Source organism: Vibrio vulnificus CMCP6, from assembly GCF_000039765.1.
Taxonomy (GTDB): domain Bacteria; phylum Pseudomonadota; class Gammaproteobacteria; order Enterobacterales; family Vibrionaceae; genus Vibrio; species Vibrio vulnificus_B.
The window spans coordinates 747449-763093 of record NC_004460.2; the positions used below are offsets into that span (position 1 = coordinate 747449).

At 44.2% G+C, this 15645-nt stretch carries 12 protein-coding genes and 3 pseudogenes; 9 read left to right on the forward strand and 6 right to left on the reverse strand.

Annotated features, from left to right (window positions below; genetic code table 11):
* Positions 1 to 230: 230 nt before the first annotated feature.
* The 9 genes and pseudogenes from VV1_RS18360 to VV1_RS18385 all read left to right on the forward strand — a co-directional run bounded on the left by VV1_RS18360 (position 231) and on the right by VV1_RS18385 (position 8452).
* Positions 231 to 1313 (forward strand): AI-2E family transporter, encoded by a 1083-nt coding sequence (locus tag VV1_RS18360; protein WP_011081628.1) that lies wholly within the window; start codon positions 231 to 233, stop codon positions 1311 to 1313.
* 205 nt (positions 1314 to 1518) lie between these two features.
* Positions 1519 to 1794, forward strand: a pseudogene (locus tag VV1_RS25320) (IS630 family transposase); the annotation flags it as partial.
* A gap of 43 nt (positions 1795 to 1837) precedes the next feature.
* Positions 1838 to 1975: a hypothetical protein gene (locus tag VV1_RS25325; RefSeq protein WP_231894857.1), complete on the forward strand. Its 138-nt coding sequence runs from the start codon at positions 1838 to 1840 to the stop codon at positions 1973 to 1975.
* Entirely contained in the window at positions 1972 to 2400 is a 429-nt protein-coding gene (locus tag VV1_RS18365; RefSeq protein WP_011081630.1) for an MlrC C-terminal domain-containing protein, read from the forward strand. Before VV1_RS25325 ends, VV1_RS18365 begins: the two co-directional genes overlap by 4 nt.
* 421 nt (positions 2401 to 2821) lie before the next feature.
* Positions 2822 to 2931 (forward strand): annotated as a pseudogene (locus VV1_RS24770) (IS5/IS1182 family transposase); the annotation flags it as partial.
* 118 nt (positions 2932 to 3049) lie between these two features.
* Positions 3050 to 4714 (forward strand): amidohydrolase family protein, encoded by a 1665-nt coding sequence (locus VV1_RS18370; RefSeq protein WP_011081631.1) that lies wholly within the window; start codon positions 3050 to 3052, stop codon positions 4712 to 4714.
* Positions 4715 to 4782: 68 nt separating this feature from the next.
* Positions 4783 to 5757, forward strand: a complete 975-nt coding sequence (locus tag VV1_RS18375) for a CobW family GTP-binding protein (protein ID WP_043921155.1) — start codon at positions 4783 to 4785, stop codon at positions 5755 to 5757.
* 129 nt (positions 5758 to 5886) lie between these two features.
* On the forward strand, positions 5887 to 6903 hold the full coding sequence (gene bla, locus VV1_RS18380) for a class A beta-lactamase (RefSeq protein WP_223370901.1): 1017 nt from the start codon (positions 5887 to 5889) through the stop codon (positions 6901 to 6903).
* A 40-nt stretch (positions 6904 to 6943) separates the two neighbouring features.
* On the forward strand, positions 6944 to 8452 hold the full coding sequence (locus VV1_RS18385) for a serine hydrolase domain-containing protein (protein WP_011081634.1): 1509 nt from the start codon (positions 6944 to 6946) through the stop codon (positions 8450 to 8452).
* 442 nt (positions 8453 to 8894) lie between these two features.
* On the opposite strand, the gene VV1_RS18390 is transcribed toward VV1_RS18385, so the two are convergent.
* The 6 genes and pseudogenes from VV1_RS18390 to VV1_RS18415 form a co-directional block, all read right to left on the reverse strand.
* A complete protein-coding gene (locus tag VV1_RS18390; protein WP_011081635.1) occupies positions 8895 to 10400 on the reverse strand; it encodes a phospholipase D family protein in 1506 nt (501 codons plus the stop codon).
* A gap of 60 nt (positions 10401 to 10460) precedes the next feature.
* Positions 10461 to 11468, reverse strand: a complete 1008-nt coding sequence (locus VV1_RS18395; protein WP_011081636.1) for a DUF2955 domain-containing protein — start codon at positions 11466 to 11468, stop codon at positions 10461 to 10463.
* Positions 11458 to 12521: pseudogene (locus VV1_RS18400) on the reverse strand (HlyD family secretion protein). Before VV1_RS18400 ends, VV1_RS18395 begins: the two are co-directional and overlap by 11 nt.
* Before the next feature lie 569 nt (positions 12522 to 13090).
* A complete protein-coding gene (locus tag VV1_RS24865; RefSeq protein WP_155393478.1) occupies positions 13091 to 13243 on the reverse strand; it encodes a hypothetical protein in 153 nt (50 codons plus the stop codon).
* A 99-nt stretch (positions 13244 to 13342) separates the two neighbouring features.
* Positions 13343 to 14521 (reverse strand): replication initiation protein, encoded by a 1179-nt coding sequence (locus VV1_RS18405; RefSeq protein ID WP_011081638.1) that lies wholly within the window; start codon positions 14519 to 14521, stop codon positions 13343 to 13345.
* 588 nt (positions 14522 to 15109) lie between these two features.
* Positions 15110 to 15625 carry a phage regulatory CII family protein gene (locus tag VV1_RS18415; protein WP_011081640.1) on the reverse strand — a complete coding sequence of 172 codons (516 nt, stop codon included), beginning with the start codon at positions 15623 to 15625 and terminating at the stop codon, positions 15110 to 15112.
* Positions 15626 to 15645: the final 20 nt, after the last annotated feature.

The window sequence follows — 15645 nt, forward strand, 5'->3', positions numbered from 1 at the left end:
GTTGAACCAATAAAAAATTGGAAACCGGATAAAAGCTGAGGTGATATAGGTTGATTACAATTGGACAAGAAGGCACAGTTGTTGGGCATCCACGCCAAGTTAACGCTGAAAATCACAATTTCGTTTAATGAAGCGTCCAGTCTAACTACTGGTTCAGATCACGTGTTAGCCGAAGTCCATACGCAGACAAACCGTTTAATTAGTTCTAGGAATAGAAAAGGAGGAAAGACTTGAATAATTCAAATGAGAACTTAGAAAAGGTATTAGTGAAAGCATTTAGTACTTCATTGATACGATTCGCAGCAATTACGCTTATTGTTATTGTCTGTTGGTGGGCGTTTTTACCCTTTTTACCTATTTTACTTTGGGCTCTGGTATTGGCTATTGCACTTTACCCTCTTAAGTTGGCTATTGAACGTAAACTGGGCTTAAGATCTAGCCGATCGGCTACTTTAGTCGCTGTGATTGGCGTGCTTGTACTTGGAACGCCTACCGCAATGGTTGGTAACTCATTTGCGTCTAAAACGTTAGAAGCTCTCGATTCTTATCGAAATGGCACACTAGCCGTGTCGAAGCCAACTGACAGCGTAAAAGAATGGCCATTAGTCGGGGAAAAAGTATATGCAGCCTGGGATGAAGCCGCTGTCAATCTGCCTGTTTTCATAGACAAGCATCAGCCTCAAATAAAAAGCATTTTCGGTTGGGTATTCGATAGTGCGGCGGGCGCAGCTAAGAGCGTATTTGTCTTGATAGGTGCTGTGATCATTGCTGGGATAATGTTAGCTTGGGCTGAACCCGCATCAGCATCAATACGTAAGATTTTTATAAGTTTTACAGATCCGATCAAAGGACCCTCACTGCATAAATTAACAACAGCAACTCTAAGGCAGGTCGCTGTTGGCATTATTGGAATCGCATTTTTAACAGCAATGATATTTGGTGCTATCGTAGCGTTAGCAGGCGTTCCAGCGGCTTCTCTGTTTACATTAATCGCCTTAGTTTTTGCTATCGTTCAGCTCCCTGTGACCGTAGTGGCTCTGGTCGCTGTTGCAGTCTTGTGGTCAGGAGATAGTGGAACAGCACACAATGCTATCTTCACAGTATTAATTATTGCTGCAAGCTTTATCGATAATTTCCTAAAACCGATTATTCTTGGAAGAGGGTTGGATGTACCAATGCCTATAATACTCATTGGCGCTGTAGGTGGGGTCATGTCTGGAGGAATACTGGGTATGTTCGTTGGTGCGGCATTTTTAGCTACAGGATATCAAGTTTTTATGCAATGGGTAGAGTCAGAAAGCAAGCAAGTCTGAGAGATCGTTGAAAATTCGAAATCGAAATATAAAGGCGCTAAATAGCTGTTCCTAAATGTAGATCACTGGTGTGTAAAAAGAAGGGAACTCGGTACCGTTTGAGCGATCTGATCAGTAGCCAAACATACAAACCCGCAACCGTTACCGAGTTCCCATGATTCTAAATTTACCTGACCGCGCTGAGCGACGTCGTATCACTTAAAAGATGCATAAGACTAAGGATAAAGACCATTACCGACGCTTGAATGCCATATTATTTCTTTCTCATGGACATTCTGTTACCACAGTCTCGAAGATTCTGGTTTCAGCTCGCTCTTCTATAGGACGCTGGATTAACTGGTACACGAAATGCGGCATCGATGGCTTGGAAAGCTCAACTCGAGGTAGAGCCGCGACGCTCCCATTTCTTCAAATTGCCGCTGTATTGACTGCTTTAATCGCACTGAATCCTCAAAGTCTGGGATATCAGCGTTCACGTTGGGATCGTTTGGTCCGGTGACCTCCATGGTAAGATCACCGAAAAAATGAAGGACAACATGAACTTCTTCAACGCCTGTAAAGAATATCCTCATATGGATATGAGTACCGCTGGCCGTGGTGGTGCTGCAATCTTAGCAGGAGAATCGCACCCTACCGTTGCCTACCACAAAATGCCAATGTGAGCCTCGGTGGTAAGTTTGAGAAATTGGCAGGTGAACCAATTAAAACCAAAGCTTATGTCAAGTCCATTTCGGATGGCGATGAGATCGTTCGCGGCGGGACCGCTTGCAACGCCCCATTTAAGCTTGGCCCTACCGTTAGGTTGGTCATTGAAGCGGAGAATACGGTGGATGTCATTGTTATATCAGGCCTATGCCAGACGTATGATGATACACAGGGACGCCCACATGGTATCGCGATTCAAGAATATGACGTTATTGGTGTGAAAAGCGGCATGCACTATAGAGCTTTCTATAAGAACTTCACCGACAAGTTACTGATCGTTGATGTTCCAGGGGCCACCAGTCGCGATGTGACTATTTTCGAACATACTCAGTTAACAGCGCCTGTGTACCCTTTAGATAAAAACGCAACGTTTAATATTTGACGGAGTACTGCTGTTAACTTAGCCATAATCAGGGCAATCTCACGAGTGCTGGGTTTTTCGCCAACGCGTTAAAACAAGCGCTCAACACAGCTTCCAACATATCACTATTAACAACATAGCATTGATGATATCCAATCAACGAAACGTACGTGAAATTGAGCTGGTTCAATCGCCGATATAATACGAGCGATGCATCATCAACGGGGCCCCCTCCTTTTTAAAACAGATCATTCCCTTGAAGCCTATGGTGGTAGCCAAGGATGTAGCCTCGAATGTCAAACAGCCCTTTCGTACCAGCTATAACAGCACACAATGACCCAAACAGGATCTCAAAAAGACAACAAGTGACTTTTGTACTCCGACACTAGACAGCCACAGCTTGAAAATGTTCTTCAACATACTCAATTTGCACCAAGATCCATTATCTGGTGATGGCGCATATGACACAAGGTATTGTCACGATGAAACACGATTTAAACGCCCCGTTTGGCTCATCCCACCAGAGAGGGTACTGCGTTTGGGGAAAATGGTTAGCCTGATACACTTAGCGTTCGTCAATAATGTCTTGATTAAGTTAACAGAACTCATTTACACCACGAGATACACTATAATTTCAATCAACTTTAGCTAATGAGATAAGGGAATAAAAATGAAGGATGACATATTGACTGAAAAGTCTGAATCTCATGAGATAGACCATACAAAACGTTCTACGTTGACTAAATTAGCCTTTGGCGCAGCAACACTTCCATTTGCTTCGGTTCTACATGCGGCTTCTGACAAACTGGCTGTACAGAATATTTCCCTAATGCCTAATGAAAAAGGCCCTTTTGATATTGTTATCGAAAATGGTCGTGTGGTTGATCCTGAAACGGGCTTAGATGCGATTCGTAACGTGGGGATCAAAGGTAAGCGTATTGCTGCTATTTCAACAAATACCTTGAAAGGTGCCAAAGTAATTAATGCTGAAGGTTTAGTCGTTGCTCCGGGCTTCGTTGATTTACATGCACATGGTCAACAGCTTCCTGCGGCTCGCGCTCAAGCATTTGATGGTGTTACCACCCAACTGGAAATGGAATCGGGTTTATTACCCATCTCTAAATTCTACGATGATACCGCAAAAGAAGGTCGACCTCTTAACTACGGCGCTTCGGTTGCTTGGACCTACGCGCGAGTTATGGCAAAAGAACCAACAATGCCAGCAGCTGATGGTACGATTGTTTGGTTCCAAAAAGCATTTTCATACAACAATTGGCAAAATACATTAGCAACACCAGATGAGCTAAAACAGATCCTCAATGATATCGAGCAGGGTCTGAAAGAAGGAGGTTTAGGCATTGGCATTAACGCAGGTTATGCTCCGGGTTATGGCCATAAAGAGTACTACGAGCTAGCGAAGCTCGCCAAACGCTATAATATGCCAACTTATACGCACGTTCGTTACTTAAACAGTGCAGAACCAAAATCCAGCTTTGAAGCTTATCAAGAACTGATCAGTTTATCTGCAACGACTGGTGCACACATGCACATTTGTCACCTGAATAGTACCTCTGTGCAAGATATTGATGATTGTGCGGACTTAGTGCAATCAGCGATTGATAGAGGTTTGAATGTAACTGCCGAAGCTTACCCTTACGGTGCCGGTTCGTCACTGATTGGCGCAGAAGTTTTCCGTGGTGATGATTGGTTAGCGCGCTGGGGAGTACCAAGTGCAAGTTACATGGAAGCCAATGGGAAACCATTAACACAAGAAAAGATCACAGAGCTTCAAGCAAATGACCCAGGCAAAGTGGTAGTAATGCATTTCTTAAAACCTGATGATAATCCATCCGATCGTCAAAAAATGGATCGTTCAGTTCTGTTTCCCGGTGCAGCTATTGCTTCAGATGCTATGCCTTGGATGGACTCAAAAGGACAGGTCATCGAAGGTGATATTTGGCCACTCCCTAGTGATGCCATCGCTCACCCAAGATCACTGGCTTGTTTTACCCGTTTCATTAGTAAATATGTTAACGAATACAAAGCGGTTACGCTTATTGAGGCAATGGAGCGTTGTAGCTTAAACGCTTGTCGCATTATAGAAAACAGCGTCCCACAAATGAAAAATAAAGGCCGTGTTCAAGTAGGTAAAGATGCAGATTTAGTGATATTCAAACTTGAAGATATCAAAGTGCTTGCGACTTTCGAAGCCCCTAATGCACTGTCTGAAGGTATGCATCATGTCATTGTTAACGGTACGCCCATCATTGCAAATGGTGAATTACAGTTAGGCGTAAATCCGGGTGAACCCATTCGCAACCCTGTTATTGCATAATTAACTCTCAATATAATTAAGCTCGGCGCAAGTCGAGCTTTTTCATGAAATGATATAGAGAAATGTCGATGAGTAAAAAGCCAATTCCAGTCACTATCTTAGCCGGATTTTTAGGGGCAGGTAAAACCACCCTGCTCAATCATATTCTGACCAATGCCAATGGAATGCGCATGGCCGTTATCGTCAATGACTTTGGTTCGATAAATGTTGATGCTGAACTGGTAAAGTCTGAAAGCGACAATATGATCAGCCTAGAAAATGGTTGTGTTTGTTGTAATCTCGCTGAAGGTTTAGTGGTTTCTGTGATGCGTTTATTAGCACTCGAACAACGTCCAGATCACATTGTGGTAGAAACCTCTGGAATTTCAGAACCAAAAGAAGTGGCGCTGAATTTTGAAGATCCAGAACTACAACAGCATGCGCCCCTCAATGCGATTATCACCACCATTGACGCTAAAAATGTACTAACGCTCGAAAAACAGATGGCAGAATTAGCTGAACAGCAAATTCAAGTCGCTGATATTGTTTTGGTCAATAAAGTCGACCTAGTAGAGCCAGAAGAGCTAGCAAAAGTTAAACAATGGTGTCAGGTACAAGCGCCATTTGCAAAGCTGGTTGAAATTGAGTTTGGTAAAGTCGATTTACCTATTTTATTTGAAGTACCAGAGAGGCTTCAGGTTTCATCCCATAACAGAGAACATGGTGGCGAGCACCATCACTGTCATGATGACCATTGTGATCACGTTAGCCATCAGTTTGAAACATTCAGTTTTGAAACAGAGCATCCCCTTTCACTGCAAGCCTTGTACCCTCTGTTGCAGCAGTTTTCTATCGATGCATATCGCATGAAAGGCATCTTAAACCTTGATGATAAACCCGATCACCGTTGTATTTTCCAATGCACAGGACAACGTGCACAGGTGACGATTGGCGATCCATGGCAAGAGGGTGAAAAAAGAGCGACTCGACTTGTTTTCATCGGCCCTAAAGGGGGATTAGATAGGAATGTTATGCGCAAGAAATTGGACGCTCTTGTGATCTAACAATAAGTTTATTGGCTCAATAAATGCAGTTAAATGTAACCAAATGTAACCAATGAAAAATGGTGTGATAAAGAGCTATTAGAGCTAAATCGAAGTTGAATCAAGAAATCGTAATAACTAAGATGATAAATGAAAAAACTAACCATGGAGAGGTTTATGAATCGAAGTATAGCGCTTTGTTTTACTTTACTTATCTCGTCATTAGTTCCAATTCAGCCAGCAGTTGCTAATGTGCATAATTTTAAAGATGTTTCGCAGAAACTTGAGACAATTTCACAGAGGCTAGTTGGCCGCATCGGTGTGGCTGCTCAAGAAATTGGCTCTGGGGAGAGAATAACAGTAAACGGCGATGAAATGTTTGTGATGGCCAGTACCTACAAGGTTGCTATTGCTGTCGCCTTACTGGAGCGGATTGATAAAGGCGAGCTTAAGCTTTCCGATTTAATTGATGTCCCACAAGAAACCATGGTGACAGGTGACGGTGCTATCGCGGTGAACTTCGTGCACCCAGGTATAAAGTTATCTATCGCCAATTTAATCGAACCAATGATAACGTTAAGTGACAACACAGCGACAGATATTTGTCTAAAACTTGCAGGAGGGCCTGAAGCAGTAACTAAAGTGATGCGAAATATTGGTATTACTGATTTACGAGTTGATCGGTATACCAGTGAAATTTTAAGGGACTTCTATGGTTTACCCGACAAGGCCTATTCATCTGTACTTGCAAAGGCTCTTGCCCAAGACCCATCGCTCGCGTCAAAACAACCACTTAGAAACCTTAAGTTCGAACAAGAAGATCTACGAGATCAAAGCTCGCCTAATGCCATGTTGGAATTACTTCTGGCAATTGACAGCGGTAAAGTGTTAAGTGAGAAAAGCAGCGAATTTTTACTTGATGTCATGTCACGTACACGCACTGGTGCTGGAAGGCTAAAAGGTCTACTACCAAAAGGAACCCTCGTTGCCCACAAGACAGGGACAATTGGCGGTGTCGCCAATGACGTGGGATTTGTAACGCTACCCGATGGTCGACGTTTTGCGATAGTCGTATATTCTAAGAGCAGCACAACATCGGAAGCTGATCGTGATCTAGCTATTGCAGAAATTACCCGAACGTTATACGATTTTTATTATTTAAAGTAACGAATTAAATTCAACTGTTAGTGCTTAAAAAGGTATAAATATGGATCAAGCCATTAAGAAGAAAATGAAATTATTACCTACCGTAATAGTTTCGTCTTTATTGACAATGCAGCCGGCATTGGCACATCAAAATAATAAAATGACACAGGAAGAAGGCCAAGCAACCTTCAATGCCGTCGTTGCCGATGTCAATAAAATGATCAAAGAAATGCACATACCGGGACTTGCTGTCGGTGTTATTCATGGACCTAACACCTACAGTGCCGGACTCGGTATCACCAAGGTAGGCACCAACGAGGCCGTTACCCCTGATACACAATTTCAAATTGGCTCTGTGACCAAAACCTTCCTTGCGACCCTAGCCATGCAGCAATCCGAACAGGGCATTCTGGATTTAAACGCACGTGTCGTCGATATTCTGCCGTGGTGGAGGGTTTCAGATCCCGAGGCGACATCTAAAGCGCGGGTTGTTGACCTATTCCATCATCGTGCTGGCTGGTATGGCGACCATGGGTTCCTTCGTGTTCCTCCAGGTGGTTCGATATCTGAGAAAGTAATGCTTCAAGGGGCTTACGCACAGCAGATCTATCCGTTCGATCAAACCTGGATGTACAACAACACCAGTATCACTTTCGCTACACATGTAGTGTCTCATGTCGGTGGAAAGCCGATCGAGACACTGATCGAAGAGAATCTGTTAACTCCGCTCGGCATGAATTCGTCATCCTTTAACTACGATGCTACCCCTCCTGCTAAAGATTACGCATGGGGCCATCCGCCGATCTACGGGAAAGGCAGCATAAGTGAACTCAAGCCGTACTACATTCCGTTGATTAGAGAGTCCGCAGCCTCCGGCGCACTCCGCTCTACGGTGGCCGACATGCTTAAATACGCCCGCTTTCAGCTAGACGGTAAGGATGCCTCCGGTAAGCAGTTGTTGTCTAAAAAAGCGCTGGATTATGCCCACGCACCTGCGGTCGAGGCTTCGACCGGAGACTTTACCGGACTGACATGGTTCGTCCACGACTACGATGGGACCACAAGCCCTAGCCATGGGGGGAATTGGCCCGGTACGCGTTCTTTTCTGCAGTTGATCCCGGATCACGACTTTGCCGTAGTGGTTTTGGTTCACAGCGATCGCGGAGCTGAAGCTTACAAAAAAGTGGCTAACGCAATGGTCAAAGCCTTTACGAAAATCGAATCCAACTCTCCGGTCTCCGTTGGTGCGACTCCGTCTGTGCTCGACCCCTTCGTCGGTGTGTTTAAGGGTAATTCCCAAAACATTGAGATCCGTAAAGATGGCGACAAATATGTGTTTGTCCAGTTTTCAGCATTGACTAAAGGAGCGGATCCTGCCCCTGCCAATGTAGAAAACACGGCCGAGGGTTATTTTATCATCACCGAAGGTCCGAATAAGGGAGCACTTGGTGAATTGCTGAAAGACCCATCTGGCGAACTCAACTACGTGCGCTTCAACCACAGAATCTTTATTCGCGGTGAAGGTGCGGTTAACGAGTTCGACCTATCTGGATCGGTATTCGATAAGTAGGATGAGCAAAAGATATTAATTCACGCGGATAATGATTTCTGACAGACATCTATTAGCTGCATGAATACCCTTAAGCATCAAAACACGCCATAAGGACATGGGTGTTTTGATGGAAGAAAAACAAATTGCCCTGAGATATCAAAGCATCAGTCAGAAGGAGCAGAGGACATTTAAGGCAATGAGAAAATCATGATGCCTTGGTTGATGATCGGTCAAAAGCATCTCAACTAAGGCTGATTTTTATTAGCTGAAAGTTCGCCATCATGATTGGGCTAGACAAGTAACCATTGGCCCTTGATGAAAAACTTGCAGTCCGTGGGAATAATGGCGTTGATGACTTCAGCCTGAAGAGGGCTAGCTACGAAAAATTCTTGCTGGAACCGAACGTTCTATCAGCACGAGTAAAAATACGGACCAACCCATATTTAAGAAATGATTATATTTAAAGCATACCTTCAATAGGTAAAACACCAGAGAGCCAAGCTCCAATGCTTCTCCAGATACTAGATTCTGGCTCGCTGTCATAAACTTTACCATTCCCTAAATCTGTCCAATGTAAATTTCCCTCTCGAATCTCAACGTAATATGCGTCTTTAGGCAACGCACTGTTTAATTGAACAGTGGCCTTTTTAACATATTCAGGATGTGTAATATGAACTGCCATTTCAGTATTGATATAGGCTGAGCGAGGATCCCAGTTCATCGATCCAACAATAAAATCAGCATCATCGATGACGATGACTTTGGCATGGAGGCTTGCTCGCTGACTCCCGATCAAACTCCATTGGCGTTTGATTTCTGCACTGGCTTTAATTTCCCAAAGGGTAATGCCACTTTCCAGCAATTCTTCTCGATATTTGGCATACCAGCCATGAACCGCGAAAACATCATTTGAAGCCAAGCTGTTAGTGACAATCGTAACTTTCACTCCGCTCTCCGCCAACCTTTTCAGTCCTAGGGTACCTGCTTCAGTGGGCACAAAATAAGGAGAAATGATCAAGATGGAGTCAGTTACATTGTTTAGTCTTTCGGCGAGTTGTTCCGCTACCTGACTATCACGGGTTTCTACCTTGTCTGGTAAGTCATACCAGAGTACTGCTTCACCCCAGTAAAGCTTGAGCGTACCGTGCTTTAGGTGCTCAAATAGCTCTAGTTGGCTGATGTCATATTCACCGTCTCTAAAAGGCGCTTCTAATGCGTTCACATCAACAAGGTCTTCCAAGGCATATTGCGTCTCGTAATCAGAGAGCGAAACAAGCGCACTGACAGATTGTGTTTGGTCGCTGTTCCAGTACAAATCAAACTGAGTTGCTGTTTCAACAACCGCAGGACCAAAAAGCAGCACGTCAAAATCGCCAAATTCAACTTGGGTGGAAAATGAAAAATATTCGTTGCCGATGTTCCGACCACCCACAATAGCTGCCACACCATCGGCAGTCATCGATTTATTGTGCATACGATGATTGAGTCGAGAAAAATCGGTGAGGAAAGATAAACCCCGGAAAAACCTGTTGGTGTATGGATTGAACAGACGTATTTCGATGTTCGGATGGTCATTCAACAGCGCCATGACCTGGTCGTCCCGACGCTGCATATCGTCAAGCAAAAGTCTCACTTTGACGCCGCGTTGCGCTGCTTCATAGAGCCGCCATGTGATGATTTTGCTTGTTTCATCATCTCCAAACAGGTAGTACTGCAAATCCAACGAGTGCTGAGCACTTGTAATCAAGGCGATTCGGGCGAGTAGGGCGTCATCGCCATTATTGAGAGAGTGAAAGCCGGTTAAATTGTCTTTCACCGTTTCAGGGCGAAGCTGCTCATAATATTTGGCCAGAGTGCTACCTTCCTGATAGCCAGAGTGGTAGCTAAGCTTTTTTTCAGTCACTAATGGGTTGGAAGCTGAACACGCAAGCAATCCAAAACAGCTAGCAACAACTAGAACACGCATCCATTTCAAAAAAAACTCCTTAAGAACGAGTTAGTCAAAGTTGAACCCAAGTAATGACGATTAATCTACTTTATCAACCACATAGTGAGAAGTAGTCTGAGTAAGGTTAAGTATCAAGTAACCAATCAAAATGGCTGTTGCGATTGATATTAATCGCGTCAAGTGAGAGGAGAATGGGTCATCTCCCTGATAATTTAAAACCTGACTGACAAGAACAAAAAAGTTGGTAAACAGGAGTTGATAGATACTCATACGGCATCGCTGGCGCATAGCGAAGCAAGCCAATTGCAAGCCTAAAAACAACGTAGCGCCGAACAGTGCCCATGTAGGCCAGCCAACAATCGAAAGCAGAACCATTGGGAGCGTGAAGAGTATACCGATAGCGGTGGTCGTGATACGATTCCGACTAAATAAGCGGTGATCATCAGAAAATGGCACCCTAATCATACTACTGATGGTAATACCAATTAATATGGATTGGGAGCTTCCTGAAGCGATAAGCGCAACCATCACTAAGGCCATTGCAATACTTTTGAAAAAGATAAGCCCCAGGTGGGAGTTTGCTCCTTTGGGGTCCTCTTCATCAGTCTTTATTTCTTTTTCATCGCCTGGGAACAGCAAAAAGCTAAAGTAAGTGACGATCAACGCGATGACACTCGCTTCAAGCATCAGTGCTGGCAAGCCAAAACTTGATATACCGAATTGCAGATTGATGACACTCATCATAATCACAACCAATAAGACAAATGTGGCCAAAATGTCTTTGGGATTTTCGTGACTTCGGTAAAAACTCCAGAATAAAAGCGCCCAGCAATAAAGCCCGTAGCCCGTTGGAGAATCGATGAGCTGTTCCCCTAACAATACAACACCAAGGCTGACAAATACCATAACCGCAAGAAGCTTAATCAGCATATCTACGGGAGGTTTTGATGGCATGATCGTTAAAAAAATCACCACAAAAATTGGGGCAAGTATGGGCAAAATCGCTCCATGTGCTGAGAGATAAAAGAGCAGTATTGATGGTGCTAAAACCAAACGAAGCACCGGATTCGCGGCGCTACGAAACATAAGTCCAAACACTCAGTACATGCATCCAAATGCTTGCTAGCCACTCACCAAATTTGCTTTTCTCAGTATAGACTGCAACGGTAGCTTGAGAACCAAATCGGACGTTTGAAAGTCTCTCTACGTCATCAAAGACAATATTAACAGGGTAACGCTGGGCACTGATTGCCTTGTTATCTGCGACTAAAAAACCTGTAGTGGCATCTACATTATTACTGCCTCCTGTCCCCCAGCCAATGCTGTCAATTTTTCCGGAGAGACACGACCTGGCAGCGCATCCAATACAATATCGACACGTTGTCCTTCTCGAATATGTTCAAGAGAGTTTTCTCGTAACTGGGCCGAGATCCATACGCCACGAGGGTCAATGAATGTTAATAATGGCGTGCCAGCATTAGCGCGTTGTCCGTTCGTGAGTTGGACATTAGTCACAACTCCCTTTGAAGGCGCAGTAACATTGGTTTTTTGAAGGTCAAGCTGAGCTTTTTCAAGTTTGGCCATCGCCGCGAGAATTTGCGGGTTGTTATTACCAGCAGGCCCCAAGTTTTGTTTTGCTTGCACTAATGCAGCTTCCGCGGCCTCCAGCCCAGCTTGCGCGCGAGTTTTTGATTCTAGTGCATTGTCCAGATCTGCCTTACTTAAGACCCCCCGCTTAGCCAGTGTTTCCGTTCTGGCTGCTTGCTCACGAGCATTATTTCTCGCAGCCAGAGCTTCTACAACTCTAGCCTGTGCAACCTCTACGGCCGCAGTATTTGCGCCAATACTTTGACCGACTAACTCCAACTCTGCTTGAGCCGCTCTAAGAGCAATGTCGTAGTTTCTTGGATCGATTCGGAACAAAAGGTCGCCGGCATTCACGATCTGATTGTCACTGACTGAAACGTCAATGATATTGCCTGTTACCTCAGGTGCGATCTGAACAAGATAAGAATGGATCCGTGCACTGCTGGTAATTGGTGTAACCCTGTCGGCCCAAAGACTATAAAGCCAAATTACTAAAATCGTGGTAATAATGTAGATACTTAGTTTTCTCGATGATGATTGCGTGTCAGACATCAGTAATTCTCTATTTTGCGTTACGCTAATTTGCGAAAGTATACCATTTAATTGAACATTTAATACATGCCAAGCAAGCGGCTTTGATGTGATGGATGCACCTCCCTTCTTGCATTGTTGTACCACACGACAGGTACAGCCATTAAGAGCCGAAGTAACAGCCATGTCGATTAAAGTTGTTTTCCCAACCCCACCTTTTGGATTTGCGGCACTAATAGCGTTAGTTTTCATAACAAACACAAAGATGTATTACATATATAATACACAAATAAGTTATAGGAAGTTCCTCTCAAGGGTCACTTGCACATCTGGCTCTATTCCCAGTCCAGCAGAAAACCCTATGTAGGTTCTCAAGCTAAAATTTTAAGAGCGATAGAAATATGGCTCTTAAACATCAATAGAATCAGCACCAACAAAGCTGGATCACTTTTGAGTCAACTTCTAGAGCCTTCTCTCACCGCTTCTATTGCAAAGTTATGCTCACCAATTACGGGCCTAATTTCTTAAAGCTACGTAACGAGGTCAGTTATCTCTATGCTGAGTTCCCTTTAGACAGTGTCGCTTCAGGGCTATTGAGTCGCATCGCTCTGATACTCCGCAAGCACCAAGCTCATTAAATAAATACCGATTTCAGCACGACCTGTAGCTTTTGTTTCCATGGCAACAGAATCAATAATAAAACTCATCACTTCAACTAGGTGGTTGTCTTGTAAAGATGACATATACCTCTCCAATCAACGTTTGAATTTACCATTAGATACCGTTTTATAACTACGTAGTTGCGCAGAACATCACAACCTTTTGGTTGCAACTGCTTTTGTTCAAGGAAATGACAGCTTAGACAAGGTGCTTTTTTGCTTCATCACATAACCCACAAGGTACGGCTCAACAGGAGCAGATATCTGATGTACAGCATCATTAACATGACAAATCGGCCCATTTCGTTCGCTCATAGCAAGTGCAGACCTAACTCGTTCAAGTAAATAAACATAACGACTGACTGTCTGACGACACAGGTGAGCCATACGAGCCACGCTACCAATCGTAAGTGGTTGGTTGCTCCGTAGTAGACGTTGACAGGCATGGACAATACGACGAGCTGTATTCGTTCGGCGTATCCGGTGCGTTCTCTTGGCTGCTCTTCGCTGCCTTTCATGCAAACTTAAGCCTCTATCCAGTTTCATCACGCCGCGCTGACAGTCTGCTCTGGCAAAATACTTATCCCAAGTCCAACGAGATACGCTTTTCACTAGTGCCTGAACCTCACTACTTGGCAACGGTGGACTTTCCGGCATAGCGCTAACATTTTTGTAGCGTGCAAACCCCTCGATCCGTGCTTTAAAATCGATATAACATCCCCGCTCTCGTGCCTTGCCAACAATGCTGTAAGCGTACTGGCGGGTGTGTTCAAACAATGTGCAGTTTCGGGAGTAGGAAGTATCATGTGCTTTTCGTTGCCACAAACGATCTGTCTCTAGTTCAAGGAAATCTGCAAGCTCACCAAGCTCAAAAACACTTCGGTGGAGTTCGGTCGTCAGCCAGTCAGCATGAAAAGGCGTTTTGGCCACTGGACCACAGTAGCTCAAATCAGCCTCTAGCCTTAATGCAAGCGCTCGATAAATGGCTTGGTAATAAGCGATAGGTTTGGCGTTTGCGTTATCACTGGTGCAAACAGGCACAATGGCATAAAAAAGATGGGCTTTGTTGCTGGTGCGATCGCGCACAATCAAGTTCGGCGGTGGCAACCCTTCATCTTGCCAGATGTAGGGATTTGGCAAGACACGGTGTTCATGATCAATATCGAACACCATCCAAGCCTTCATATCTCTTCGATTAACTTGCATGTATGGCCACTTTACAGCGTAATCACGTGGCCTAACGAGCATAGCGGTTTTATTATCACTACACCTCGAAAAATAAGGCGCTTCCTCAATCAAGCGTGTTTTCAACGAATGCAATTGGGCTGTGATATGAGCCTGGTCAGAACGAATCACCGTCATAATAAATTCAACACAGTTTGCTTCTGAGTGCGTCAGAGAGTGCAAGGCCAAGCACTACCGTCATCGTGGTGAATATCATCATGCTGGCTGAATTGTGTTTAATTAGATCTCTCGATCGAACATTGATAGCAATGCCCTCTTCAGCGTCACTTTCTAAGACTAAATTGAGAGAATGGGTACATTCTTGAGTTGCCTTATGGTTTAAGGCCTCAAATCCTTGATGGTTCACAGGGTTTACCTTGTCTAGCCCCCTCCCAAGTTAGGAGGAGCCATTGGCACAAATCAGGCTAATGTATAAAACCTAAAGCCAACGTTCTCTGATCTTGTCTATTCGCTTTTCGACACCAAGTAAACGTATTCGCAGACGCACTTGCGCCAACAAATGAAGTGTGTGGTGTAACTGGCGAATTAAGCTCTGCTGCTCTTGTAATAACGGGGAAAGTTGACGCCGATAGAGCTCATGTCGAATTTGCCTGATATTTATAAGTCCTCTGCGTATGTCGTTCTCTGTCAACAAGCGAGAATACTTATCTGGGCATGGTTTATGGTAATGAACTACGGACATCGCTCCTCCAAATTAATACACGCTTACCCTGCCCTGACGACAGACTCAATCTCCATACATGGAGAGACATCTTGATTGAGTTTTTCAAGGCTATTGATGATCAAAACATGGTTACTGATACTGGCCTGTGCCGTCTGAACAATCTTATGTTTCATCGTTCGACTCAACTCTTGCTTACCAACACAATCAAGCGCCATACGAGACAACTCACCGGAATAAATGGCGTTATCCACTGCCCGTCGCAACAAAGTTGCTTCAGTTTCGTCAGGGGGAATATGAGCTGTTACTACACCCAGTCCTATAAGTAACACGTTCACAATGGAGTGATTCCCACTTATTTTTGAGATCGTAATGAGCTCTGTACAGCTGAGAACATGAGGTTGCTCGGGGTTGAGTTTATTGCGAAGCATCGTCGCATTCATTCCAAGACGTTCTGCTAGCTGAGCCATGTTTTCCGTTCTCGCAAAAGCACAACACGCTTCGTTAAATGCCTTTTGTTTAGAACCAAGAAAGTCGCACCTTAAGTCAATGTCGTCCATAGCGAATACTCGATTGAAGA

What these genes read in the sequence shown, in the direction of transcription:
- VV1_RS18405 (WP_011081638.1), bottom strand. Translation starts at nt 14,521, where the DNA reads ATGACGGTGATTCGTTCTGACCAGGCTCATATCACAGCCCAATTGCAT.
- VV1_RS18415 (WP_011081640.1), bottom strand. Translation starts at nt 15,625, where the DNA reads ATGGACGACATTGACTTAAGGTGCGACTTTCTTGGTTCTAAACAAAAG.
- VV1_RS18370 (WP_011081631.1), top strand. Translation starts at nt 3,050, where the DNA reads ATGAAGGATGACATATTGACTGAAAAGTCTGAATCTCATGAGATAGAC.
- VV1_RS24865 (WP_155393478.1), bottom strand. Translation starts at nt 13,243, where the DNA reads ATGTCATCTTTACAAGACAACCACCTAGTTGAAGTGATGAGTTTTATT.
- VV1_RS18395 (WP_011081636.1), bottom strand. Translation starts at nt 11,468, where the DNA reads ATGTTTCGTAGCGCCGCGAATCCGGTGCTTCGTTTGGTTTTAGCACCA.
- VV1_RS25325 (WP_231894857.1), top strand. Translation starts at nt 1,838, where the DNA reads ATGAAGGACAACATGAACTTCTTCAACGCCTGTAAAGAATATCCTCAT.
- VV1_RS18390 (WP_011081635.1), bottom strand. Translation starts at nt 10,400, where the DNA reads ATGCGTGTTCTAGTTGTTGCTAGCTGTTTTGGATTGCTTGCGTGTTCA.
- bla (WP_223370901.1), top strand. Translation starts at nt 5,887, where the DNA reads ATGAAAAAACTAACCATGGAGAGGTTTATGAATCGAAGTATAGCGCTT.
- VV1_RS18385 (WP_011081634.1), top strand. Translation starts at nt 6,944, where the DNA reads ATGGATCAAGCCATTAAGAAGAAAATGAAATTATTACCTACCGTAATA.
- VV1_RS18375 (WP_043921155.1), top strand. Translation starts at nt 4,783, where the DNA reads ATGAGTAAAAAGCCAATTCCAGTCACTATCTTAGCCGGATTTTTAGGG.